Source organism: Streptomyces flavofungini (genome assembly GCF_030388665.1).
Classification (GTDB): domain Bacteria; phylum Actinomycetota; class Actinomycetes; order Streptomycetales; family Streptomycetaceae; genus Streptomyces; species Streptomyces flavofungini_A.
On the sequence record NZ_CP128846.1, the window covers coordinates 1656545 to 1679657 of the forward strand.

Below are 23113 nucleotides of genomic sequence, written 5' to 3' on the forward strand. Positions count from 1 at the left end.
GTCAGGCCGGCGTTCCAGGGGGAGGGGGTGGTCCGCCGGACCGGCGGACCACCCCCTCCGCCTCTCTCAGTCGCCGCAGCGCTCCCGCAGGGAGTGCAGGTGCGCGCTGGACTTGCGGGCGAAGGCGTAGGACTCGGCCGGGTTGTCGTGCTCGGCCTGCCAGTGGTGGTAGCGGCGCCCCTGGTGGGTGCGGGCGGTCACCTTGGACAGGAACCTCTTGTAGTCGATGTCGCCGTCACCGACGTCCGACATGCGGTAGCCGTCCCGCGTCGAGTCGTCACGGACGCCGTCCTTGACGTGGAACAGCGGGTAGCGGTGCGGCCGCTTGAGGACGTAGTCCAGCGGGTCGAAGGGCCGCGGTGTGCCGTCCACCTGCTTGCCGAAACGGAACTGCGCGGAGTAGGCCCAGTAGATGTCCATCTCCAGGAACACATGGTCCGGGTCGGTCTCGGCCAGCAGCACGTCGTAGAGGCGCACGCTGGGCTTGTCCGTGGCGAAGGAGAACTCCTCGGCGTGGTTGTGCTGGTAGAACTTGATCCCCCGCGCGCGTGCCGCTTCTCCGTACGTGTTGAAGTCCTCCGCGGCCCGCTTCCACCCGTCGACGGTCGAGCCGTAGCGGAAGGGACCGGACGCGGTGCCGATGTGCTTCAGGCCGAGCGCCTCGGCGTCGTCGAGGACCTTGGTGAGGTTCTGCGCGAACGTGTACGCGTTCGGGTTGCCGTTGTCGTAGTAGCCGACGTGGCTGCCGATCGGGTTCAGTCCGTGGTCGTGGGCCAGCTTCTTGAGCTGCGCGAGCGTGATGGGTCCCGCCGAGCCCTGGGTGTATCCGGCGAACTCGATCTCGTCGTAGCCGTAGCGCTCCAACTCGCGGAAGACGGTAGCGAATCCGGCGGTGGAGACCCTGTCGCGCAGGCTGTAGAGCTGGATGCCGAGGCGGCCGGGCGGCAGGACGAGACGGCCGCGGCCCTTGCCCCGCGCCGCCGCCGCGGGCTCGGCAGCGGCGGCGGGTGCCGTGGCGACGACACTGCCGACGAGCGCGGCCGCGGTGGTGCCCGCGGCGACGCCGAGCATGCCGCGTCGGCTGAGTCTGTGGGCGAGTTCGGGGTCGTCCGGGGTGTGCTTGCGGCTCATGCGGTATCTCCCTGGCTGGGTTCGGGTTCAGGAGGCGGGGGCCGATCCGGGGCGAGGGCTGATCAGGGATCAGTTCGAATAACGGATCAGGGTGAGGTCGGGGGCGGACCCTGATGGCGTGGTCCGCGCCCTCTGGTTCAGTGGAGACAGATTCAGTGGAAACGGATCGCTCAGGCCAGGCCGGCGAGGCGCAGCAGGAGCGATTTCACTTCGGTGGCCTTGATGTGGCCGGTGACGGCGTGGGGGGTGGAGCAGAGGATGAGCGGTCCGGAATCGGGGGCTTCGCTCGTGGGGAGGCGGCCGTGGCTGCCGCGAATAGGTGAGGGGTCCAGGGGCACGACCGCCATGCGGTAGCGCATGCCGAGTTTCTTGCGGGCGAGGGCACCCGCGGCCTTGAGGCGGACGTAGGGGTCCTGGGGGTCCATGAACAGCTCGACGGGGTCGTAGCCGGGCTTGCGGTGGATCTCGACGAGCTGTGCGAAGTCGGGTGCGCGGGCGTCGTCGAGCCAGTAGTAGTACGTGAACCAGGCGTCGGGCTCGGCGACGGCGACGAGCTCGCCGGAGCGCGGATGGTCCAGGTGATGGGCCTTCTTGCCCTCGTCGTCGAGGAGTTGCTCGATGCCGGGCAGGTCGGCGAGGGCGGCGCGGGTGGCTTCCAGGTCCTCGGGCCGGCGGACGTAGACGTGGGCGATCTGGTGGTCGGCGACGGCGAAGGCGCGGGACGCCATCGCGTCGAGGTATTCCATGCCGTCCTGTGTGTGCACTTCCAGCAGGCCGGCGCGGCGCAGGGCGCGGTTGATGTCGACGGGGCGGCTGACGCGGGTGATGCCGTACTCGGACAGGGCGACGACGGTGCGACCTTCCGTCTGCGCCTGGTCGAGGAGCGGGGCGAGGGCGGTGTCGAGGTCGGCGGCCGCCTGGTGGGATCGGGGGTCGTCGGGGCCGAAGCGCTGCAGGTCGTAGTCGAGGTGAGGGAGGTAGCACAGGGCCAGGTCGGGGTGGCGGGTGGTGAGGATGTGGCGGGTGGCGTCGATGATCCAGCGGCTGGAGACGATGTCGGCGCCCGGGCCCCAGAAGTGGAAGAGGGGGAAGGTGCCGAGCTTGTCGGTGAGTTCGTCGTGCAGGGCCGCCGGGCGGGTGTAGCAGTCGGGTTCCTTGCGGCCGTCGGCGTAGTAGACGGGGCGGGGGGTGACGGTGAAGTCGGTGTCGGCGCCCATCGCGTACCACCAGCAGATGTTGGCGACGGTGTAGCCGGGGTGCGCGCGGCGGGCGGCGTCCCACAGCTTGTCGCCACAGACCAGGCCGTTGTGCTGGCGCCACAGCAGGACGTCGCCGAGCTCGCGGAAGTACCAGCCGTTGCCGACGATGCCGTGCTCGGCGGGCATGGTGCCGGTGAGGAAGGTCGACTGGGCGGCGCAGGTGACGGCGGGCAGGACGGTGCCCAGCGGTGCCCGGGAGCCGGACCGGGCGAGGGCCGAGAGGTGGGGCATGTGGTCGAGCAGGTGGGGGGTGAGGCCGACGACGTCCAGGACGAGCAGGGGGTTCGGCTGGGCCGGGGTGGGAGGAGTCATGGCAGTTCCTTCAGGCCGAGCTCGGTCAGCAGGTCACGGGCGAGGGTGAGTTCGGCGGCGATGCCGTCGGCGAGCTGGGGGCGGGCACGGGGGCGCAGCTCGGGCGGGAGGGCCTGCCAGGTGTAGGTCTCGACTTCGAGATGGCGGGTGCGGGGGCTCGGTCCGCCGACGAGCCGGGCGAGGGTGTCCTTCAGGACGGGGAGCGTGGAGGTGAGGGGCGCGGCGGGAGGCGCGTGCAGGGGGACGTGGAAGTGGGCGCGCCAGGGCGCCGAGTCGGGCAGGGCCTGGCGGGTGAGGGCCTCGCCGAGGTCGTCGGTGCCGCGCAGGGCGGTGGCGACGAGGGTCCCGCCGGCGGTAGCTCCGCCGGGTTCTCGGGGCAGGGTGCGGGTCTGGTGCAGGAAGCGGGGTTCGTCGAAGGCGGCGAGAGCCGCGCGGACGTCCGGCAGGTGGGGGTGTTCGGCGTGCAGGGCGGCGGAGAGCTGGGACTTGACGACGGGGATGTCGGCGGCGGCGAGGGCGTCGAGCGCGGTCCCCGGGTCTTCGAAGGAGGTGGCGAGATGACAGGTGTCGACACAGATGCCGATGCGGTCGTGGCCGATCGCGGTGAGGGGGGCGATGGCGTCGCCGGTGGTCTCCACGGTGCAGCCCGGTTCGGGTTCGAGGCCGACGCGGATGGACTTGCCGGTCAGCTCGGCGAGGGCATCCAGGCGTTGGGCGAGCGCGATCAGGGCGGTGCGGGCCTCGGCGGCGCGGGTGGCGTCGAAGGTGGTGCGCCAGGCGAGCGGAAGGGTGGAGATGGTGCCTTCGGTGATGTCGTCCGGAAGGAGTTGGGCGAGGACGCGGGCCAGGGCGGTGGTGTGGGCGAGGCGTTCGGGGTCGGCCCAGTCCGGTTTGTAGACGCGGTACTTGACCTCTTCGGCGCCGAAGCCCTCATAGGGGAAGCCGTTGAGGGTGACGACTTCCAGGCCGCGCCGGTCCAGTTCGGCGCGCAGCCCGCGCAGCGCGGCCGGGTCGGTGACCAGGGCGTGGGCGGCGTCCTTGGCGAGCCACAGGCCGATGCCGATGCGGTCACGGCCGAGGCGTCTGCGGACGGGCTCGCAGTGGTCGCGCAGCTGGGCGAGGACGCCGTCGAGGGTCTCGGCGGGGTGGACGTTCGTGCAGTAGGCGAGGTGGACGGTGGACCCGTCGGGGTGGCGGAAGCGCATGGCTCACGCACCGCCGCGCAGGATGGAGTTGCCCTCGTGGGTGGCCCCGGTGTCCGTGACGTCGAGGGCGAGGCGGCCGCTGAGCCCGTAGAAGGCCACGGGGTTGCGCCACAGCACCCGGTCCACGTCATCGGCGGAGAACCCCGCCGCGAGCATGGCGTCGCCGACCTTGCGGGTCTTGAGCGGATCGCTCTTGCCCCAGTCGGCGGCCGAGTTGACCAGCACCTGCTCGGGGCCGTACTCCTTCAGGATCGCGACCATCCGGTCCTCGTCCATCTTGGTGTCGGGATAGACGGAGAAGCCGAGCCAGCAGCCCGCGTCCTTGGCTTCCTTCACGGTGGTCTCGTTGAGGTGGTCGATCAGGACCCGGTCGAGCGCCAGCGCGGACTCCCGCACGACATCGAGGGTGCGGCGCAGGCCCGTCAGCTTGTCGCGGTGGGGGGTGTGCACCAAGGCGGGCAGTTCGTGGTCCGTGGCGAGCTGCAGCTGAGCGGCGAGGGCGGTGTCCTCGGCCGGGGTCATGGAGTCGTAGCCGATCTCACCGACGGCCACGACGTTGTCCTTGACGAGATAGCGCGGCAGCAGGCCCAGGACCGGCGTGCACCGCGGGTCGTTCGCCTCCTTGGGGTTGAGCGCGATCGTGCAGTGGTGGGCGATGCCGTACTGGGCGGCGCGGAAGGGTTCCCAGCCCAGGAGGGAGTCGAAGTAGTCCACGAAGGAGGCGGGCGAGGTGCGGGGCTGGCCGAGCCAGAACGCGGGCTCGACGACGGCGCGGACCCCGGCGGCGTGCATCGCCTCGTAGTCGTCCGTGGTGCGGGAGGTCATGTGGATGTGGGGGTCGAAGATGCGCATCAGGACTCCTGGTCCTCGCCGGTGGACGTCGAAGGGGCCGCGAAGGGCGCGGGGGCCGCCGAGTGGTCGGGGTTCGCGGCCGCCGGGTGGTCGGGGCGCGTGGCGCGGTCGTCGGGGCCGGTGGTCGCAGGGGAGCCGCCGTCGGTCGCGGCCGGCTCGTCGGTCAGGGCCAGGACGCGGTACAGATCTCCGGGGACGTCGCGGCCGGCGGCGGTGCGTTCGGCGGCGTAGTCGCCGAGCATGCGGGCGAGTTCGGCGTCGGCGCGGGCACGGTGGGCGAGCCCGGCGACGGCGGCGACGGGTACGCCGGTGAACAGGCACTTGAGGACGGCGTGACGCCAGTCGTGCGGGCCCAGGTGCACGGCGGCGTAGGGGCCGAGGGCGGCGGCGACGAGCCGGGTGTCGTTGGTGCGCAGCGCGTCCTGGACCAGAGGCAGCGCGTCGGGCCCGGACACCAGGTGCGGCAGGGCGTTCAGGACGGCGCGGCGTTCGGTGGCGGTGCCCTGTTCGTAGAGCCGGGTGAGGGTGGCGGTGTCGGCGTGGGCTGCGTGCAGGAGGACGAGCCGGGCGGCGTCGGCGTGGTCGGGCCCGCAGCGACGGCCCGCTTCGGCGAAGCGGAGCTCCCAGGCGGGGGTGGCTTGGACCGGAGAGCCCTGGGCCGGAGCGCCTTGGGCCGAAGTGGCCTGGGCCGGGGTCGCTTGTGCGGAGGCGCGGTCGACGGGGTGCGCGGCGACCGCGGTGGCGGCCCGGTCGAGCCAGGCGCGGGCCGGGTCGTCGAGGGCGGCGTCGAGGCGGGAGCGGAGGTCGGCGGCCGTAGGGAGGTCGGCCGTGAAGGCCCGTGGGCTGTGGCTCACGAGATTCCTCCCTGGGGGGCGGCCTCACGGACAGCAGGGCCTGCGGCGGCGAGCTGGTCGGCCCTGCGCAGGAACTCCAGGGAACGGGAGGCGAGTTCGGGACCCGCGTGGGAGTGGCGGGGCAGTTCGACGACGGTCAGGCCCTGGTAGCCGGTGGCGGCGAGGGCCTGCAGGACGGGCGGGAAGTCGATCTCGCCGTCACCGAACGGGAGGTGTTCGTGGACGCCGCGGCGCATGTCCTCGATCTGGACGTGCCGGAGCCAGGGCGCGGCGGCGCGGACGCAGTCGGCGGGTGACTCGGGTTCGAGGCACTGGCAGTGGCCGATGTCGAGGGTCAGGCCCAGGGGTTCGGGGTCGCCGAGCAGATGACGGAGGTGGTGGAAGTCGGCGAGCGTGGCGAGCAGATGGCCGGGTTCGGGTTCGATGGCGAGTGGCACTCCGGCGCCGGACGCGGCGGCGAGGACGGGGCCGAGGGCGTCGGTGAGGCGCTTCCAGGCGGTGGCGTCGTCGGTGCCTTCGGGGGTGATGCCGCTGAAGCAGTGGACGGCGTGGGCGTCCAGGTCCGCGGCGACCTGGACGGCGCGGACGAGCAGGCGTACGCGGTCGGCCCGGCGTTGGGGTTCGGGATCGAGAAGGGAGGGGCCGTGCTTGCGGCGCGGGTCGAGGACATAGCGGGCGCCCGTCTCGACGGTGGCGGTCAGGCCGAGGCCTCTCAGGCGCCGGGCCACACGGCGGGTGCGGGCGGCGAGGTCGGGGGCGAGGGGGTCGAGGTGCATGTGGTCGAGGGTCAGTCCGACACCGGCGTAGCCGAGGTCGGCGAGCAGGCCGAGGGCGTCGTCGAGCCGCAGGTCGGTGAGCCCGTTGGTGCCGTAGCCGAACCGGGGCCGCACGGGTGCGTCCACCGCCTTGGGCGTGATCGTGCCGCCGCCCGCGCTCACGTCACACTCACCTTTCGGGCGAACCGGCGGGCCAGCGGGGCCAGGGCTGCCGTGAACAGGGCCGTGCCGAGGGCACCGGAGCGGGCGGCGAGGGCCGCCTGGAGTGGGATCAGGGCGCGGATGCCACCGCCGACGGCGCCTTGGGTCAAGGGAGGGGAGGGGTTCAGGGCGGCGTGGAGGTAGGGCCGCGCCGCCGTGGTGGCGTAGGCCGTGCCGAGGGCGAGGGTGGTGCTCGACCGGACGGCTGCCGCGCCCGGCAGGCCGGAGGTGGCGCCCGGTGGGCCGGGGTTGGTGCCCGGCGGGCCGACGGCGGCTGCGGTCCGCCGACCCGCCGGGGGGTGCGGGGTGTACGCCACGGCGTGCCCGAGGGCGAGCGTCGTGGCGAGGGCGCCCAACGGGGCCCCGGTCGAGCCGCCCTGGGTCTCGTGCCGGGACACCGTCGTCACGGCGAGGGTGTGGGCGGCGAGGGTGGCTGCGGCGGGCAGGGCGGAGCGGGCCGCTGCCGCGGGGCCTGGGCGGTCGGCGCGAGTGGGGCGAGTAGGGCGAGTGGGACAGGTGCCTTGGGAGTGAAGGCTGATGCGGTGGGGTGTGATCGGGGATGGGGTTCGCCTCGCCCCAGGGGGCACTGGTGTGGCGGGAATGTGTGAGGTTTCCCCGGCCGCCGTCTTGGCCTCGGCAGCGGTGAAGGGAGCCGCACCGGCCCAGGTGGCGAGGGCCCTGATGGTCTTCGCCGCCTTGGCCGCCCTGGTGCCTTGCGTCGCCTCGGCAGTCTGCGTCGCCTTCACGGCCCGCGTCGCCATGGCGGTCTGCCCCGGCTTGGTGGCCCGCGTCGGTTCGCATCCGGCGATGTGCGTCGCGCCGGACCGGGTGGGGCGGGTCGTGGAGACGTCGGTGGAGCGGGCCGCACCGGATGGGGCCTGCACCGCGGCCCGCGCCGCGCCGGTGTCCGGGGCCGAGGTCGGACGTGCGCCGCCCGCGTCCGCCCGAGCGCCCGCTCCTGTCGCCGTGGCCGTGGCGCCCAGCAGCAGGTCCAGCCCTCGAGCCGCCGCCATGGCCACAGGGCCCGCGGAGGTGCGCTTGAGGCCCAGGTCGTAGGCCCAGACCGTACCGGCGAGGGCGGTGGCGGTGGCCAGGGCGGGGCGGCCCGCGCGGGAGGCCAGGGCGAGGCCGCCCGCGGTGAGCGCGACAGCGGCGGTGAACGCGGCGGTCGGGGTGACGCGGCCCGAGGGGATGGGGCGGTGGGGGCGGTCGACGGCGTCCTCGTCGCGGTCGGCCCAGTCGTTCAGGGCCATGCCGGCCTCGTACAGGCAGAGGGAGGAACCGATGGCGAGGAAGGTACCCCGGCCGGGGCGCAGGCCGGTGGCAGCGGCGCCCGCGAGGGCGTCGCCGGGGACGGTGAACAGGGCGGGCAGGCGCAGGAGTTCGGCCCAGGCGCGGAGGTTCATGAGGCCTCCTCGGCACATACGGGAAGAGGTGAGGCGGATGGGGCGGGTGCGGACCCGGATGGCGGCGTGGCGGCGGACGCGGGCATGGGCTCAGTCACGGGCGCCGACGCGGAGACGGAGACGGACGTGGAGACGGCCGCGGGCGCCGACGTGGACACGGCGGCGGACACAGATACGGCGGCGGACGCGGATACGGCGGCGACTGCCGACATGGCCCCGGTGGCGGACACGGACGTGGGCACGGCCGCGGGTGCCGACGGGGGTGGCGCCGCAGGTGCGGGGTGGGGCGGCCGATGGGGCACTGTGCGGCGGATGTTCACAGCGTGTCCCGGAGGCGGTCGGCGAAGGCGAGGAGCGCGACGTGCTGGTCGGGCAGGGCGGAGGAGGCGCCGGGGTCCGGGTCCTTGAAGTAGAAGGCGAGTTCGGGGCGGGGGCCGTCGAGCCCGGCCTCGTGGGCGCGGGCGAGGAGGCGGGCCAGGTCCAGGATCAGGGGCGCGGCCAGGGCCGAGTCGCAACCCTGCCAGGTGGTCTGGAGGGTCATCCGGGTGCCGAGGAAGCCGTCGAAGGCGATGTGGTCCCAGGCGGTCTTCCAGTCGCCGAGAGCGGGGACGTCGTCGATGTGTACCTCCCCCTCGGGGACGGTGCCGAGGGTGTCGGCGAGGACGCGTTCCTTGCCCGCGTTCTTGGCGGCGGCCGCGGCGGGGTCGGCGAGGGCGGCGCCGTCGCCGCCGCCGAGGAGGTTGGTGCCGGACCAGGCGCGGACGGCCAGGGCGCGTTGGGCGAACATCGGGCCGAGCACGGACCGGAGCAGGGTCTGCCCGGTCTTGCCGTCCCGCCCGGCGAAGGGCAGTCGGGAGGTTGCGGCCAGGTCGGTGAGGGCCGGGTGGTGCATGCCGGTCGAGGGAGTGAAGTTGACGTAGGCGGCACCGGCGCGGAGCGCGGCGGCGGCGTAGAGGGAGCTGGGCGGCAGCCGGTCGTCGGGGGTGGAGGTGACCGGGGAGGTGGACGTGGCCGAGGAGGTGGAGGTGGCCGGGAAGGTGGCCATTGAGGTGACTGTGGTCGTGGCGGGTGCTTCAGCTGAGGCGGGCGCTGATTCGGCGGAGGCGCGGGGCCGTTCGGCGGAAGCAGGTCCCACCCCGACCGACCCCACCGCAGACCCACCCGCGACGGTCTCCGCTCCCCCCAGGGCGACCGCAGGTTCCGTCGACGCCACGTTGATCACGACCACGCGGGCCAGCCGGTGGCGGTGGGCGAAGTCGCGGATGTCCGCGGCGAAGGCGGTGATCAGTTCGTCGTCGGTGCGGGAGTCGCCGGGAAGTGGCCCACCGGGGCGGATCTCGGCGTCGGCGGCGGCCAGTTCGGCGTGCACGGCGGCAGGGAGGCCGTGGGGCAGGACGCCTCCGGCGGCGAGGTGTTCGGCGCGTTTGGGCAGCGGGCACTCCATGGTGTCGTGCCCGCCGAAGACGAGGGAGGACAACGTTGGCAGTCCGGTGCCGGAGAAGGGAGGGGTCTCGGTGACCAGGCCGGTGGGCGGGTGCAGCCCCGCCGACATCGCCGCGCAGCCCGCGATGGCCGTCGTGGCGACGGAGCCGCGCGCTCCGATCAGCCACACCCCGGTCGAGCCCGAGGCGCCCACTCCCGTGGGGCCCGCGGCAGACGCCCCGGTCGAGCCCGAGGCAAACGCCCCGGTCGGCCCCGGAGCGGGAGTGGCGGCCGACCCCGGGGCGGTGGAAGCGGGCGGGCGCGCGCTGGCAGAAGGGGACTCGGTGGACACGGCTGCCTCCTGTCGTCGGACACGTACGGTCGTCACCCGCGCCTCGCGGAACGGCGCCCGCGCCTTGCGGTACATCAGCCGCGCGGCGCGGACCGGAGCCCACGTCTTGCGGTACATCACCCGCCCCACACAGGGCGAGTCCTGCCCCACACAGCGCGAGTCCCGCCCCACACGGAGCGAGTCCCGCCCCACACAGGGCGAACCCCACCCCGCGCGAGGTGAGCCCCTCACCGCGCGATACAAGCCCCGCGCCGCACAGAGCGAACTCCGCACCGCACGAAGCGGACCCCGCACCGCACGGAGCGACCCTCACCCCGCGCGAAGCGAACTCCGCACCGCACGGAACGAGCTCCACCCCGCACGCAGCGGACCCCGCCCCCTCCCTCCGGGGAACGGCCCCCGCCCCGCACGGAGCAGTACCCGCCCCACGAGCCGCGGGCCGGGCGAGACGGTGGGCGGAGGTCCGGCGTCCTCCGCCCACCGCCGTCTATCGGCTGCCCACCTCCCTGTCGGCGGGCAGGTCCGGGCCGGTGGTGAGGTCCGGGCCGGTGGTGAAGCCCTTGCCGGTGTCGGGCCCCTTGCCGGTGGTGAGGCCCGTGCCGGTCCCGGACCCCGTACCGGCGTCGGCCCCCGTGCCGGCGGGCAGTTCCTTGATCCGGATGTCGCGGAACGTGACCTGGTCGTCGGCGCCGTGGTTCTGGATGCCGATGTGGCCGTCGCGCAGGCTCCGGGCCGGGTCGGTGTTGGTGAAGTCGTTGATCTTCACGCCGTTGAGCCAGATCTGGAGGTGCTCGCCCTCGACGCGGAGTTCGTAGGTGTTCCACTCCCCCGGCGGGTTCAGGGCCCGGTCGCGGGCGGCGAGGTCGGCGGACTTGAAGCCGTAGACCGAGCCGGTGGTCTTCTCGGGGACGTCGGTGGCGTCGATCTGGATCTCGTAGCCGTTGTTGACGGCGGTCCAGGGGTCGTCGGAGGGCGGGAAGCCCACGAAGACACCGGAGTTGTCGTCCTTGTCGGCGCCGGACATCTTCCAGTCGAGCTTCAGGGAGTACGAGCCGAACTGCTGGGGTTCGTACCAGAGCAGGCCCATGCCTCCGACGGAGGTGATGGTGCCGTCGCCCTTCCGCTCGAAGGAGCCGGGACCGGCCTGCTTCCAGCGGGCGAGGGAGGTCGCGGTGCCGTCGAAGAGCGGGGTGTAGCCCTGCTCGGGACGGCAGTCGGCCTGGGCGGCGCCGACGGCGTAGCGGATGCCGCCGAGGAGGTGCCGGCGGAAGGCCGGGTCGGCGTAGGACTCCTTGGTGTGGCCGCCGCCGGTGTAGAAGGAGCGGCCGGGGGTGCCGTCGACGGACCCCTGGCACCAGGCGATGGGATGGTCGCCGCCCATGGTGCCGCCGCTGTAGGACGACTCGTCGAGGGAGGCGAGGACACGGGCCCGCTCACGCGGGTTGGCCCGGTAGTTGTACCACTCGTCGGTGCGGTCCCAGGCCGCGCCGAGGTGGGCGGTGGCCGGGTGGGCGTGGTCCTCGACCTTGATCTTCGCGGGCTGGATCGCGGGATGGGACTGGAAGTAGGCGCCCGCGAGCCGGCCGTAGAAGGGCCAGTCGTATTCGGTGTCGGCGGCGGCGTGGACGCCGACGTAGCCGCCGCCCGCGCGGATGTAGCGCTCGAAGGCGGACTGCTGTTTGCCGTTCAGGACGTCCCCGGTGGTGGAGAGCCAGATGACGGCGTCGTAGCGGGCGAGGTTCTTGGTGGTGAAGGCGCCCGCGTTCTCGGTCGCGTCGACGGTGAAGCCGCCTTCGGCGCCGAGGTCCTTGACGGCCGCGATGCCGTCGGGGATGGAGTCGTGGCGGAACCCGGCCGTCTTGGAGAAGACCAGGACCCGTTCACCCGCCTTCTTCCGCTCGCCGTCCGGGCGGGCGGAGTCCGAGTCGGACGCCGCCGGGCCCGACACGCAGCCGATCAGCAGGGCGGCGGCCGCCGTCGCGACGGTCAGGCGTACTGGTGCGCGCATGGGGTGCCCCCTTCCTCAGCTCGTGGTGATGGTGAAGTCGTCGACGTCGTAGAGCGCGCCCGTGCCCTCGCCCTTGAAGACGAGGAACAGCGTCGTCGTCCCCGCGGGTGCTCCGGCCAGGCCGGTCGACACGTCGGTGTACGTCTCCCACGACCCGGTCGGGTCGACCTTCGCGCTGCCGAGGAGGGTGCCGTCGGCGGATCCGGCGCGTATTTCGAGGGTGCCGCCGGACCCGGCGGAGGCGACGCGTGCGGTCAGCTTCGTGGCGTTGGAGAGGACGTACGGCTTGAAGGAGATCCAGTCGCCGTTGTGGATGTCGCCGACGGTCTTGCCGCCGTGGGCGGGGGTGTGGCTGACGACGGAGACGCCCTTGGAGTCGCCGTAGTGCTCGCCCTGGCGGTGCTTGGGCTGGAGGACGTTCTGGTCGTGGGTGGTGAGCGCGGGCTGGCCGTTCGCGCCCTTGTCGGTGTACTCGGCGTCGAAGACCCCGAAGATGTTCGCGTTGGGGTCGTGTTCGCCGTCGGCGGTCGTCTGCAGGGTGCCCTCGCAGCCGCCTGCGGAGGTCACGGGGTGGCCGTGGCTGTCGTGGCCGAGGATGTGGGTGACCTTGACTTTGGAGCAGTCGACGGTGCCGTCCTCCGGGTCGGTCACGGTGACCTTGAAGGGCACCTTGTCGCCGAAGGTGAACAGCTGCCCGTCCTCGGGGAGTTCCAGCTTCACGGTGGGCGCGGTGTTGCCGACGGTGATGTGCGCGCTCGCGGTGCCGGTGCGGCCCGAGGGGTCCTTGGCGGTGACGGTCGCGGTGTAGACGCCGTTCTGGGTGTACGTGTGCGAGGGGTTCTGCTCCGTGGACTTCCCGCCGTCGCCGAAGTCCCACGCGTAGGTCAGCGCGTCGCCGTCGGCGTCCGTGGCCTTCGCCGTGAACTTGGTGGCGAGGGGGGCCTGGCCGCTGGTGACGGACGCCTCGGCCTCGACGACGGGCGAGTGGCCGCCGGTGGCGTTCTCGATGCGGTAGAGGGCGGAGTGCTCGTCGCCGTTGAAGAAGCCGGTGCCGTAGTCGAGGACGTACAGGGCGCCGTCGGGGCCGAACTCCATGTCCATCACCTGAGTGCCCTTCCAGGGGAAGGCGTTGATGGACTTCACGGTGCCGTCGGCGCCCTGGTCGATGCGCTTGATCCAGCGGCGTCCGAACTCGCCAGCGAAGAAGTTCCCGTCGTACGCCTGCGGGAACTTCACGGGCGAGTCGAGCTGCGCGTCGTAGCGGTAGACCGGGCCGCCCATCGGCGACTCCGAGCCGGTGCCGAACTCGGGGACCGACCCGCCGTCGTAGGGGATCCACGCGGGCTGCGCCGGGGGCAGTGCGGTGAGGCCGGTGTTGTGCGGCGAGGTGTTCTTCGGTGCGGCGCAGTCGAAGGCCGAGCCGGAGGCGCCGGTGGCGAAGTCGTAGTCGATGTAGGGCTCGTTCTTGCCGACGCAGTACGGCCAGCCGTAGTTGCCCGGCTTGGTGACGCGGGCGAACTCGACCTGTCCCGCGGGGCCGCGCTTGGGGTCGGCCTTGCCCGCGTCGGGGCCGTAGTCACCGACGTAGACGATGCCGGTGGGCTTGTCGACGCTCATCCGGAAGGGGTTGCGGAAGCCCATGGCGTAGATCTCGGGGCGGGTCTTCTTGGTGCCCTTCTTGAAGAGGTTGCCGCTGGGCACGGAGTACGATCCGTCGCCGCGCACCTTGATCCGCAGGATCTTGCCGCGCAGGTCGTTGGTGTTCCCGGCGGAGCGCTGGGCGTCGTAGGCGGGGTTGCGGGTGGGCCGCTCGTCGATGGGGGTGTAGCCGTCGGAGGCGAAGGGGTTGGAGTCGTCGCCGGTCGACAGGTAGAGGTTGCCCTGTCGGTCGAAGTCGATGTCGCCGCCGACGTGGCAGCAGATGCCGCGGCTGGCCGGGACGTCGAGGACCTTCTTCTCGCTCTTGGTGTCCAGTGTGCCGTCGGCCTTCAGGACGAAGCGGGAAAGCCGGTTCACGCCGTCGAACTTCTTGAAGTCGGCCGCGGTGCCCTCGTTCGGGGCGTCGCCCGCGGGGGTGCTCAGGGGCGGGGCGTAGTAGAAGTAGACGGCCCTGTTCTTCTTGAAGCCCGGGTCGACGCCGACGCCCTGGAGGCCTTCTTCGTCGTGGCTGTAGACGGGGATCTTCCCGGCGACCTTGGTCTGGCCAGTGGCGTCGGTCAGGCGGACGGTGCCGTCGCGGGAGGTGTGCAGGACGGAGCGGTCGGGGAGCACGGCGAGCGTCATGGGCTCGCCCATCTCCGGCTCGCCCTTGGCGAGGGTGACCTGCTGAAAGTCCTCGGCCTTCGGCTCCGCCCGCGGCTGCGGATCCGGCTGGGCGCCCGCCTGGGGCGCGGCGAAGGTGAGGGTGGCGGCGGTGAGCAGGGTTCCGGTGAGCAGGGCGAGGCCTCTGCGGTTGCGTGGGCGGAGTCGGTGCACGGAGTCCTCCGGTCGGGGGCCGTTCGCTGTGGGGGTGCGGGTCGGGCGCCCGGGATGCGCCGTCACCCCGGGAGGGGTCTATGTCCTGTACACATCAGGGACGGTAGCCAGGTTTGTCCTCGGCGAAAAGCCTTTGCACAGCCCTTTAGTTGGACTTCTTCCCGCGCGTGGACAAACTCGGTTCCGGGCAGGGCGGTGCACCGCGGGGCCCCGCCGACGGGCCCCGCGGTCCCCCGTGGCCTGCTACTTGTCGCCGCCGAACGCCGCGTCGAACGACGCGGTCGGCGGCTCGAAGTCGTACGCCTTCAGGTGCCGCAGGGCCTCGGGAGCGCCCTGCAGCCGGTCCATCCCGGCGTCCTCCCACTCCACCGAGACGGGCCCCGCGTAGCCGATCGAGCGCAGCATGCGGAACACGTCCTCCCAGGGGACGTCCCCGTGGCCGGTGGAGACGAAGTCCCAGCCGCGCCGCGGATCGCCCCAGGGCAGATGGGAGCCGAGCCTGCCGCTGCGGCCGTCGAGGCGCTTGCGGGCCTCCTTGCAGTCGACGTGGTAGATCCGGTCGCGGAAGTCGTAGAGGAAGCCGACCGGGTCGAGGTCCTGCCACACGAAGTGGGAGGGGTCGAAGTTGAGGCCGAAGGCCGGGCGGTGGCCGATGGCGTCCAGGGCCTTGTGCGTCGTCCAGTAGTCATACGCGATCTCCGAGGGGTGGACCTCGTGCGCGAAGCGCACGCCCTCGGCGTCGAAGACGTCCAGGATCGGGTTCCAGCGCTCCGCGAAGTCCTCGTAGCCGCGCTCGATCATCGACTCCGGGGCGGGCGGGAACATCGCCACCAGGTGCCAGATCGCCGAGCCCGTGAAGCCGACGACGGTGTCCACACCGAACTTCGCCGCGGCCCGCGCGGTGTCCGCCATCTCGGCCGCGGCCCGCTGCCGAACGCCCTCGGCGTCGCCGTCGCCCCAGACGCGCCCCGGCAGGATCGCCTGGTGGCGCTCGTCGATGATCGCGTCGCAGACCGCCTGGCCGACCAGGTGGTTGGAGATGGCCCAGCACTTCAGGCCGTACTTGTCGAGCAGGGCGTGCCGTCCGTCGACGTACGAGGGGTCGGAGAGTGCCTTGTCGACCTCGAAGTGGTCCCCCCAGCAGGCGAGTTCGAGGCCGTCGTAGCCGAAGTCGCGGGCCAGGGAGCAGACCTCCTCCAGGGGCAGGTCCGCCCACTGGCCGGTGAAGAGCGTGAACGAGCGGGGCATCGGCGAGCCTCCTCAGACGAGGTTGACGTGGGCGTTGACGGGGGCGGGGGTGGGCGTGGGGCCGCTCACGGGGGTGTACACGGCGTTCTTCTCGGCGCTCTCCTCGACGGCCGCGAGGACCCGCTGCACCGAGAGGCCGTCCGCGAAGGAGGGCGCGGGCGCGGTGCCCGCCGCGATGGCGTGCAGCAGGTCGCGGGCCTGGTGCACGAAGGTGTGCTCGTAGCCGAGTCCGTGCCCGGGCGGCCACCAGGCCTCCAGGTAGGGGTGGCCGGGTTCGGTGACGAGGATGCGGCGGAAGCCCGCGGAGGCGGCGGGTTCGGTGTGGTCGTGGAAGGAGAGTTCGTTCAGGCGCTCCAGGTCGAAGGCCAGCGAGCCTTCGGAGCCGTTGAGTTCGAGCCGCAGGGCGTTCTTGCGGCCGGATGCGAACCGGGTGGCCTCGAAGGTGGCGAGGGCTCCGGAGGGGAAACGTGCCGTGAAGACGGCGGCGTCGTCGACGGTGACCTGCCCGAACCCGGGCCCGGACGCGCCGTCGGCCCCCGTCCCGGCCCCCGGATCGGCCCCGGTGCCCGCCGCCGTGATCCCGGTGGAGGAGCCCTCGGGCAGCGGCCGTTCGCGTACGAAGGTCTCCGTGAGCGCCGAGACGCCCGCGACGGCCTCGCCCGTGAGGAACTGCGCGAGGTCCACGATGTGCGCGCCGAGGTCACCGAGCGCGCCGGAGCCCGCACGGTCCTTCTGGAGCCGCCAGGTCAGCGGGAAGCCGGGGTCGACGAGCCAGTCCTGGAGGTAGGTGAGACGGACGTGCCGCAGCGCGCCGAGGCGTCCTTCGGCGACCATGCGGCGGGCGAGCGCGAGGGCCGGCACCCGGCGGTAGTTGAAGCCGACCATCGCCACCTGGCCGCGCGCGGCGGCCCGTTCGGCGGCGGCCACCATGGCCTCGGCCTCCTCGACGGTGTTGGCGAGCGGCTTCTCGCACAGCACGTGCTTGCCCGCGTCCAGCGCGGCGATGGCGATCTCCGCGTGGCTGTCGCCGGGGGTGCAGATGTCGACGACGTCGACGTCGTCGCGAGCGATCAGGGCACGCCAGTCGGTCTCGGCGGCGGCCCAGCCGAGCCGGTCGGCAGCCGCGCGCACGGCGGTGCCGTCGCGCCCGCACACGGCGGCGAGCCGCGCGCCCAGGGGCAGGTCGAAGACGTGGCCGACGGTCCGCCAGCCCTGGGAGTGGGCGGCACCCATGAAGGCGTAGCCGACCATGCCGACACCCACCCGGCGCTGCCCGGCGTCCCCCCGGCCCGCCCCCGCGTCCCCATGGCGCGGTCCGGCGCCCGGGCCCGCCGCGCCCCGCCCGTCGCGGGCGGCACCCGGATCCTGGGCGTTGCCGGAACGGGCTCCGTCCGCCCCGGGACCGGCCTCGTGCTCCGTCTCACTCATGCGGTAACTCCTCCTCGTCGACGCGTCGACTCAACTCGGCGCTCAGCTCCCGGCGTCCGGCGCGGGAGTCCCGGTGTCCGGCACGGGAGCGCTCCGGTGCCGGACACCGGCCGGGCCGCCTCACTTGAAGCCGGTGGACATGTACTGGTCGACGTTGTCCTTGTCGACGACGGCCGAGTAGAGCGTCAGGGAGGCCGGGATCTCGAACTCGGCCATGCCGCTGACGCCCTTGCCCTGGCCGAGGGCCCGCGCCAGGTCGATCGCGGACGCCGCCATCGTCGGCGGGTACAGGACGGTGGCCTTCAGCACGCCCCGGTCCTGCTTGATCTCCTGGAACGCGGACAGCGCGCCCGCACCGCCCACCATCAGGAAGTCGTCGCGCCCGGCCTGTTTGATGGCCCGCAGGGCGCCCACGCCCTGGTCGTCGTCGTGGTTCCACAGCGCGTCGAAGTTCTTCTGCGCCTGCAGCAGCTGCGACATCTTCGACTGCCCGGACTCGACGGTGAACTCGGCCGCCTGCCGTGCGACCTTCTCGATGTTCGAGTAGTTCTTCAGCGCGTCGTCGAAACCCTTGGTGCGCTGCTTGGTCAGCTCCAGGTTGTCCAGGCCCGCCAGCTCCACGACCTTGGCGTTCTTCTTGCCCTTCAGCTTCTCGCCGATGTAGTGCCCGGCGTTGAGACCCATGCCGTAGTTGTCGCCGCCGATCCAGCAGCGGTACGCCTGCGCGGACGCGAAGATCCGGTCGAGGTTGACGACGGGTATCCCGGCCTTCATGGCCTTCAGGCCGACCTGGGTGAGGGCCTTGCCGTCGGCGGGCAGGATGACGAGGACGTCGACCTTCTTGTTGATGAGGGTCTCGACCTGGCCGATCTGGGCCGCGGTGTCGTTGGAGCCCTCGGTGGCCTCCAGGGTGACGTCCTTGTACTTCTTCGCCCGCGACTTGGCGTTGTCGTTGATGGCGTTCAGCCAGCCGTGGTCGGCCTGCGGTCCCGCGAAGCCGATGGTGACTTCCTTGCCGGGCTTGTCGTCGGCGACGGCCTGGTTCTTGTCGGACGACGAGTCGTCGTCCTTGGACTCGTTGCTGGTGCAGCCGGTGAGCACGGCACCGGCCGACACGGCGGCCGCTCCGAAGAGCAGTCCTCTGCGGCTCGCGAAATCTGGCATGACAGTGAACCCCTTACGTGGTAGCCGTACGCCGCTGGACGAGGACCGCGGCCACGATGATCGCGCCCTTGGCGATCTGCTGGACGGCGGTCTCCAGGTTGTTGAGCGCGAAGATGTTCTGGATCGTGATGAAGATCAGGACGCCGAGCACGGAGCCCGTGATGGTGCCCCGGCCCCCGCTCAGCAACGTGCCGCCGATGATCGCGGCGGCGATGGCGTCCAGCTCGTACAGATTGCCGTTGGTGTTCTGGCCCGAGCCCGCGAGGACGATCAGCAGGAACGCCGCGATGCCGCAGCACAGCCCCGAGAGCAGGTAGAGGTAGAGCCGCTGCCGCCGGACGTCGATGCCCGCGAGCCGCGCCGCCTCGGCGTTGCCGCCGACCGCCACCGACCGCCGCCCGAACGTGGTCCGGTTGAGCAGCAGCCAGCCGATCACCGTCACGGCCGCGAAGACCAACACGAGCGGCGGGATGCCGAGCACGTAGGAGTCGCGCTCCCCCAGCTTCAGGACGCTGTCGACGGTGACCATCTGCGTCTTGCCGTCGGTGATCTCCAGGGCCAGACCGCGGCCCGAGGCGAGCATGGCGAGGGTGGCGATGAACGGCACCATGCGCCCGTACGCGATGAGCAGCCCGTTCACGAGACCGCACCCGAGTCCGACGGCGACGGCCGTGAAGAGGATGCCCGCGAAGCCGTACTCCTGGGTGGCGACCGTCGTGGCCCACACCGACGCCAGCGCCACGATCGCGCCGACCGACAGGTCGATGCCGCCGGAGATGATCACGAAGGTCATGCCGACGGTGACCACGCCGATGACGGACGCCTGGGTGAGGACGAGCTGCAGGTTGTCGGTGTCCAGGAACGCGTCGGGCTCCGTGACACCGCCGATCACGACGAGGACGGCGAGCACACCGAGCAGCGACAGCGTGCGCACGTCGACGCGGGCTGCGAGGGACCGCCACGGGCTCTGGGGCTCGTCCGCCGGCGGACTCTTCTCGGTGACGGGCCGGGCGGGCGATGCGGGCTGCGTCATGACGCCGGGCTTCCTTCCGTGGTGGCCGGGCCGTGGGGGCCCTTGGTGAGGGTCGGGCCGTGCGCGCTCGACGCCAGGACGAGGTCGAGTACGCGGTGTTCGTCGAGGTCCCGCGCGGGCGCGGTGTGGACGACCTGGCCCTCGCGCAGGACGAGGACGCGGTCGGCGAGGCCGAGGACCTCCGGCACCTCGCTCGACACGAGGAGGACGGCGAGGCCCTCGTCGGCGAGCCGCCGGATGACGGAGTACAGCTCGGCGCGGGCACCGACGTCGACGCCTCGGGTCGGCTCGTCGAGGAGCAGGACGCGGCAGCCGCGCAGCAGCCACCGCGCGAGGACCGCCTTCTGCTGGTTGCCGCCGGAGAGGGTGCGCACCGGGACCGAGGGGTTGTCGGGCCGCAGCGACAGTTCCCGCGTCGCGGAACGGGCGGCCTCGCGCTCCTTCGTACGGTCCAGCCAACCTCCGTACGAGAAGCGGGACATGGAGGAGACGGAGACGTTGCGGGTGACGGACTCCAGCATGAGCAGGCCCTGGGCCTTGCGCTCCTCGGGCGCGAGCCCGAGCCCGGCGCGCACGGCCGCGCGGACGCTGCCGGGCCGCAAGGCCCGTCCGTCGACGAGGACCTGACCACCCGTCGCCCTGCGGGCGCCGTAGAGGGTCTCCAGGATCTCCGAGCGTCCGGAGCCGACGAGCCCGGCGAGGCCGACGATCTCGCCGGGCCGCAGTTCGAGGTCGAGGGGCGCGAACTCGCCTTCCCTGGTGAGGCCTTGAACGACGAGGACGGGGTCGGGAAGGGCAGCGCCCTGCTGGTCGCGGGGCGCCCGCTCCGGGAAGACGTACTCGACGTTGCGGCCCGTCATCAGCGCGATGACCTCGCGGGTCGGCGTCTCCTTGGCGGGCAGGCCGACGGCGACGGCACGACCGTCCTTCAGGACGGTGACGCGGTCGCCGATGCGCCGGATCTCCTCGAGGCGGTGGGAGATGTAGACGACGGCGACGCCGTCGGCCGTCAGATCGCCGACGATGCGGAAGAGGTTGTCGACCTCGTCCGGGTCGAGGGCCGCGGACGGCTCGTCCATGACGATGAGCCGCACCTCGTGGGAGAGGGCACGGGCCATCGACACGATCTGCTGCTGGGCCGCGGACAGGTCCCCGACGAGCCGCGCCGGGTCGATCTCGCCGTGCCCGAGCCGCCGCAGCAGCGCGGCCGTCGCGGTCCGCGCGTCGCGGCCGCGCACCACGAAACCGGCGGCGGTCGGCTCGTGCCCGAGGTAGACGTTCTCGGCCACGGACAGGCCCTCCACCAGGTCGAGTTCCTGGTAGATGGTGGCGATGCCGAGGCGCATGGCGGCGATCGGCGAGCGCAGGGTGACGTTCTCGCCGCGCCAGGAGATGGTCCCGTCGTCCGGCTGGTGGGCGCCCGCGAGGACCTTGATGAGCGTGGACTTGCCGGCGCCGTTCTGGCCGAGCAGACAGTGCACCTCACCGGCCTCGACGTGCAGGTCGACGCCGTCGAGCGCGCGGACGCCCGGGAACGACTTGGTGATGCCGGACATGGTGAGCAGGGGTGGTTCTGGTGCCATGACGGTTCCCTCGGGGTGCGGCCGGACAGGCTTGTCACCGGGCAGGCTTGTAAAGGGCATGACAAGATCGATCATGGTGCCGCGGGACGCCCCGCAGGGGTGCGGGCGTCCCGGACGACCGGTCCGGCCGGGGCGGCTAGGCCGGGGAGAACAGGTGGTCGCTGATGAGGCGGGCGCCGCCGATGACTCCGGCGGTGGGGCCGAGTTCACCGAGGACGATGGGGAGGTTGCCGGTCGCGAGGGGCAGCGACTGGCGGTAGACCTGGGTGCGGATCGCGGCGAGCAGCGTGTGGCCGAGGCCGGTGACGCCGCCGCCGATCACCACGAGTCCGGGGTTGAAGAAGCTGACGAGGCCCGCGATGACCTGGCCGGTGCGGTTGCCGCCGGCGCGGATCAGGTCGAGGGCGGTGGCGTCGCCGGCGGCCGCCGCTGCGGCGACGTCGACGGCCGTGAGCGCGCCGGAGTTCTCGAAGCGGGTGCAGAGCTCGGGTGAACGCCCCTGGTGGGCGGCCTCCTCGGCGTCGCGGGCGAGCGCCGCGCCGCTGAAGTACGCCTCCAGGCAGCCCTTGTTGCCGCAGGCGCACGGGCGGCCGTCCGGCTCGACCTGGATGTGGCCGATGTCGCCCGCGCTGCCCGTCGTACCGCGGTAGACCTCGCCGCCGACGACGATTCCGCAGCCGATGCCCGTGCCGATCTTGACGCACAGGAAGTCGCCCACGGAGCGGGCCACGCCCGCGTGCTGTTCGCCCATCGCCATCAGGTTCACGTCGTTGTCGACCATGACCGGGCAGCCGAGGTCCTGGCTGAGCGCCTCCCGCACGGGGAAGCCGTCCCAGCCGGGCATGATCGGCGGCGCGACCGGGACGCCCTCCGGGAAGCGGACGGGGCCCGGTACGCCGATGCCGGCGCCGTCGAACCCCTCCGCGAGCCCCGAGGCACGCAACTTGGCCGCCATGGCGAGGACTTGCTCGAAGACCGCGACCGGTCCCTCGCGCACGTCCATGGGCTGGTTGATGTGGCCGAGCACCTCCAGCTCGGCGTTGGTGACGGCGACGTCGACCGAGGTCGCGCCGATGTCCACGCCGAGGAAGCGGAGGGCGGGGGCCAGGCGGATGTTGTGGGAGCGGCGGCCGCCCCGGGAGGCCGCGAGGCCGTCGGCGACCACGAGTCCGGTCTCCAGGAGGCGGTCCACCTCCACGGCGAGTTTGGACCGGGAGAGGTCGACCTGATCGCCCAGTTGGGCGCGGGAGTTGGGCCCTCCGTCGCGCAGCAGCCGCAGTAGCCGCGCCTGGTGCGCGTTGGCGGGTCGAGCCGTCATACGTCTCACGCGCCCCTCCCCGCCTCTTCGGCCGAATCCCGTGTGTGTTCGTTGGGCTTTCGAGGGGAACGTAGCAGCGGTTGCCGGGGCTGGGAAGAAGTTGCGAGCGAATTCCCTCTGACTTTCTCCAGTCTCAGGACAAAGGTGAGTGGGGAAGGTGGGTGGGGTGGGGCCCTGCGGAGCTTTCCCCGACCCCGCCCCTTCCCGGAACCGGAGGCTGCCGCCCCGGACCCCCCGCCCCCGGACCCCCGCTATCGGCGCTCCGCGCCACGTCCTCAAGCGGCGGGCAGGCTCAAATCCTCCGGCGCATTCCCAGCCCGTTCGGCGCTTGAGGACGGGCGCGCCGCGCGATCGGCCGTGCTCACGGGCCACCCGCGCGGGACCGGGTCAGAGCGTCTCGCGCTCGTGGTACGTCTTGCGCGTGTGCTCCGTGTGCGCCCGCATGACCTCTGTCGCCCGTGACTCGTCGCGGGCGGCGATCGCGGCGATGAGTTCGCGGTGCTCGATCCAGGACTGGCTGCCGCGCTGGCGGGCCACGGGCGTGTAGTACCAGCGGACGCGCCGGTCGACCTGACCGGCCAGTTCGGCCAGGACGGCGTTCCCGGCCAGCTCCATCACCTTGGCGTGGAACGCCGCGTTCGTGGCGACGACGAGGTCCACGTCGCCGTCCGCGACGGCCGACTCCCCCTTGGCGCACAGCTCTTCGAGGGCGGCGATCCCGGCGGAACCGGCGTTGGCTGCGGCCAGGCGCGCGGCCTCGGCCTCCAGGAGGGTGCGGACGGTGAGGAGTTGGTCGGCCTCCTCCTCCGTCGGCTCGTGCACGAACGCCCCCTGCGCGGGCCGCAGGTCCACCCACCCCTCGGTGTTGAGACGCTGCAGCGCCTCGCGCACGGGCTGCCGTGACACGCCCAGGTGTCCGGCGAGCTCGCTCTCCACGAGGTGCTGGCCGGGGCGCAGGGCGCGGGTGGTGATGAGTTCGAGCAGCGCCTCGTAGACCCGCTCGCGCAGCGGGCCCGGCCGCTCCAACTTGGGCACTGTCCCCTGTGGCAGTCCTGCGGACAACATCCCGGCCCCCTCCTGGACGAC

17 protein-coding genes are annotated in these 23113 nt (G+C 72.5%); all 17 read right to left on the reverse strand.

Going from position 1 to position 23113, the window contains the following annotated elements; genetic code table 11:
* Positions 1 to 66 precede the first annotated feature (66 nt).
* The 17 genes from QUY26_RS06400 to QUY26_RS06480 all read right to left on the reverse strand — a co-directional run bounded on the left by QUY26_RS06400 (position 67) and on the right by QUY26_RS06480 (position 23092).
* Positions 67 to 1131: a sugar phosphate isomerase/epimerase family protein gene (locus tag QUY26_RS06400; RefSeq protein ID WP_289944144.1), complete on the reverse strand. Its 1065-nt coding sequence runs from the start codon at positions 1129 to 1131 to the stop codon at positions 67 to 69.
* 170 nt (positions 1132 to 1301) lie between these two features.
* Positions 1302 to 2702, reverse strand: a complete 1401-nt coding sequence (locus QUY26_RS06405) for a nucleotide pyrophosphatase/phosphodiesterase family protein (protein ID WP_289944145.1) — start codon at positions 2700 to 2702, stop codon at positions 1302 to 1304.
* Positions 2699 to 3907 (reverse strand): metabolite traffic protein EboE, encoded by a 1209-nt coding sequence (gene eboE, locus QUY26_RS06410; RefSeq protein ID WP_289944146.1) that lies wholly within the window; start codon positions 3905 to 3907, stop codon positions 2699 to 2701. Before eboE ends, QUY26_RS06405 begins: the two co-directional genes overlap by 4 nt.
* Before the next feature lie 3 nt (positions 3908 to 3910).
* A complete protein-coding gene (locus QUY26_RS06415) occupies positions 3911 to 4759 on the reverse strand; it encodes a TatD family hydrolase (RefSeq protein WP_289944147.1) in 849 nt (282 codons plus the stop codon).
* Positions 4759 to 5613: an EboA domain-containing protein gene (locus QUY26_RS06420; RefSeq protein ID WP_289944148.1), complete on the reverse strand. Its 855-nt coding sequence runs from the start codon at positions 5611 to 5613 to the stop codon at positions 4759 to 4761. The genes QUY26_RS06415 and QUY26_RS06420 overlap by 1 nt, the downstream gene beginning before the upstream one ends.
* Positions 5610 to 6551: a sugar phosphate isomerase/epimerase family protein gene (locus QUY26_RS06425; protein WP_289944149.1), complete on the reverse strand. Its 942-nt coding sequence runs from the start codon at positions 6549 to 6551 to the stop codon at positions 5610 to 5612. The genes QUY26_RS06420 and QUY26_RS06425 overlap by 4 nt, the downstream gene beginning before the upstream one ends.
* On the reverse strand, positions 6548 to 7996 hold the full coding sequence (locus QUY26_RS06430; protein ID WP_289944150.1) for a UbiA family prenyltransferase: 1449 nt from the start codon (positions 7994 to 7996) through the stop codon (positions 6548 to 6550). Before QUY26_RS06430 ends, QUY26_RS06425 begins: the two co-directional genes overlap by 4 nt.
* 316 nt (positions 7997 to 8312) lie before the next feature.
* Positions 8313 to 9608, reverse strand: a complete 1296-nt coding sequence (locus QUY26_RS06435) for an inositol-3-phosphate synthase (RefSeq protein ID WP_436840491.1) — start codon at positions 9606 to 9608, stop codon at positions 8313 to 8315.
* Positions 9609 to 10257: 649 nt separating this feature from the next.
* A complete protein-coding gene (locus QUY26_RS06440; protein ID WP_289944151.1) occupies positions 10258 to 11778 on the reverse strand; it encodes a ThuA domain-containing protein in 1521 nt (506 codons plus the stop codon).
* A 15-nt stretch (positions 11779 to 11793) separates the two neighbouring features.
* Positions 11794 to 14253, reverse strand: a complete 2460-nt coding sequence (locus QUY26_RS06445; RefSeq protein ID WP_289944152.1) for a PQQ-dependent sugar dehydrogenase — start codon at positions 14251 to 14253, stop codon at positions 11794 to 11796.
* Positions 14254 to 14496: 243 nt separating this feature from the next.
* On the reverse strand, positions 14497 to 15501 hold the full coding sequence (locus QUY26_RS06450) for a sugar phosphate isomerase/epimerase family protein (protein ID WP_289944153.1): 1005 nt from the start codon (positions 15499 to 15501) through the stop codon (positions 14497 to 14499).
* A gap of 12 nt (positions 15502 to 15513) precedes the next feature.
* A complete protein-coding gene (locus tag QUY26_RS06455; protein WP_289944154.1) occupies positions 15514 to 16929 on the reverse strand; it encodes a Gfo/Idh/MocA family protein in 1416 nt (471 codons plus the stop codon).
* A gap of 120 nt (positions 16930 to 17049) precedes the next feature.
* Positions 17050 to 18093, reverse strand: coding sequence for a substrate-binding domain-containing protein (locus tag QUY26_RS06460; RefSeq protein WP_289944155.1), 1044 nt, complete (start codon positions 18091 to 18093; stop codon positions 17050 to 17052).
* 13 nt (positions 18094 to 18106) lie between these two features.
* The gene (locus tag QUY26_RS06465) at positions 18107 to 19126 is read right to left on the reverse strand and encodes an ABC transporter permease (protein ID WP_289944156.1); all 1020 of its coding nucleotides are present in this window, start codon (positions 19124 to 19126) and stop codon (positions 18107 to 18109) included.
* On the reverse strand, positions 19123 to 20709 hold the full coding sequence (locus tag QUY26_RS06470; protein ID WP_289944157.1) for a sugar ABC transporter ATP-binding protein: 1587 nt from the start codon (positions 20707 to 20709) through the stop codon (positions 19123 to 19125). The genes QUY26_RS06465 and QUY26_RS06470 overlap by 4 nt, the downstream gene beginning before the upstream one ends.
* 136 nt (positions 20710 to 20845) lie before the next feature.
* Positions 20846 to 22027 (reverse strand): ROK family transcriptional regulator, encoded by a 1182-nt coding sequence (locus QUY26_RS06475; protein ID WP_289944158.1) that lies wholly within the window; start codon positions 22025 to 22027, stop codon positions 20846 to 20848.
* Positions 22028 to 22414: 387 nt separating this feature from the next.
* On the reverse strand, positions 22415 to 23092 hold the full coding sequence (locus QUY26_RS06480) for a GntR family transcriptional regulator (RefSeq protein WP_289944159.1): 678 nt from the start codon (positions 23090 to 23092) through the stop codon (positions 22415 to 22417).
* Positions 23093 to 23113: the final 21 nt, after the last annotated feature.

Bases quoted from the DNA above. Each gene is read 5' to 3' on its own strand.
- QUY26_RS06400 (WP_289944144.1), bottom strand. From the start codon at position 1,131: ATGAGCCGCAAGCACACCCCGGACGACCCCGAACTCGCCCACAGACTC.
- QUY26_RS06405 (WP_289944145.1), bottom strand. From the start codon at position 2,702: ATGACTCCTCCCACCCCGGCCCAGCCGAACCCCCTGCTCGTCCTGGAC.
- eboE (WP_289944146.1), bottom strand. From the start codon at position 3,907: ATGCGCTTCCGCCACCCCGACGGGTCCACCGTCCACCTCGCCTACTGC.
- QUY26_RS06415 (WP_289944147.1), bottom strand. From the start codon at position 4,759: ATGCGCATCTTCGACCCCCACATCCACATGACCTCCCGCACCACGGAC.
- QUY26_RS06430 (WP_289944150.1), bottom strand. From the start codon at position 7,996: ATGAACCTCCGCGCCTGGGCCGAACTCCTGCGCCTGCCCGCCCTGTTC.
- QUY26_RS06440 (WP_289944151.1), bottom strand. From the start codon at position 11,778: ATGCGCGCACCAGTACGCCTGACCGTCGCGACGGCGGCCGCCGCCCTG.
- QUY26_RS06450 (WP_289944153.1), bottom strand. From the start codon at position 15,501: ATGCCCCGCTCGTTCACGCTCTTCACCGGCCAGTGGGCGGACCTGCCC.
- QUY26_RS06455 (WP_289944154.1), bottom strand. From the start codon at position 16,929: ATGAGTGAGACGGAGCACGAGGCCGGTCCCGGGGCGGACGGAGCCCGT.
- QUY26_RS06460 (WP_289944155.1), bottom strand. From the start codon at position 18,093: ATGCCAGATTTCGCGAGCCGCAGAGGACTGCTCTTCGGAGCGGCCGCC.
- QUY26_RS06465 (WP_289944156.1), bottom strand. From the start codon at position 19,126: ATGACGCAGCCCGCATCGCCCGCCCGGCCCGTCACCGAGAAGAGTCCG.
- QUY26_RS06470 (WP_289944157.1), bottom strand. From the start codon at position 20,709: ATGGCACCAGAACCACCCCTGCTCACCATGTCCGGCATCACCAAGTCG.
- QUY26_RS06475 (WP_289944158.1), bottom strand. From the start codon at position 22,027: ATGACGGCTCGACCCGCCAACGCGCACCAGGCGCGGCTACTGCGGCTG.
- QUY26_RS06480 (WP_289944159.1), bottom strand. From the start codon at position 23,092: ATGTTGTCCGCAGGACTGCCACAGGGGACAGTGCCCAAGTTGGAGCGG.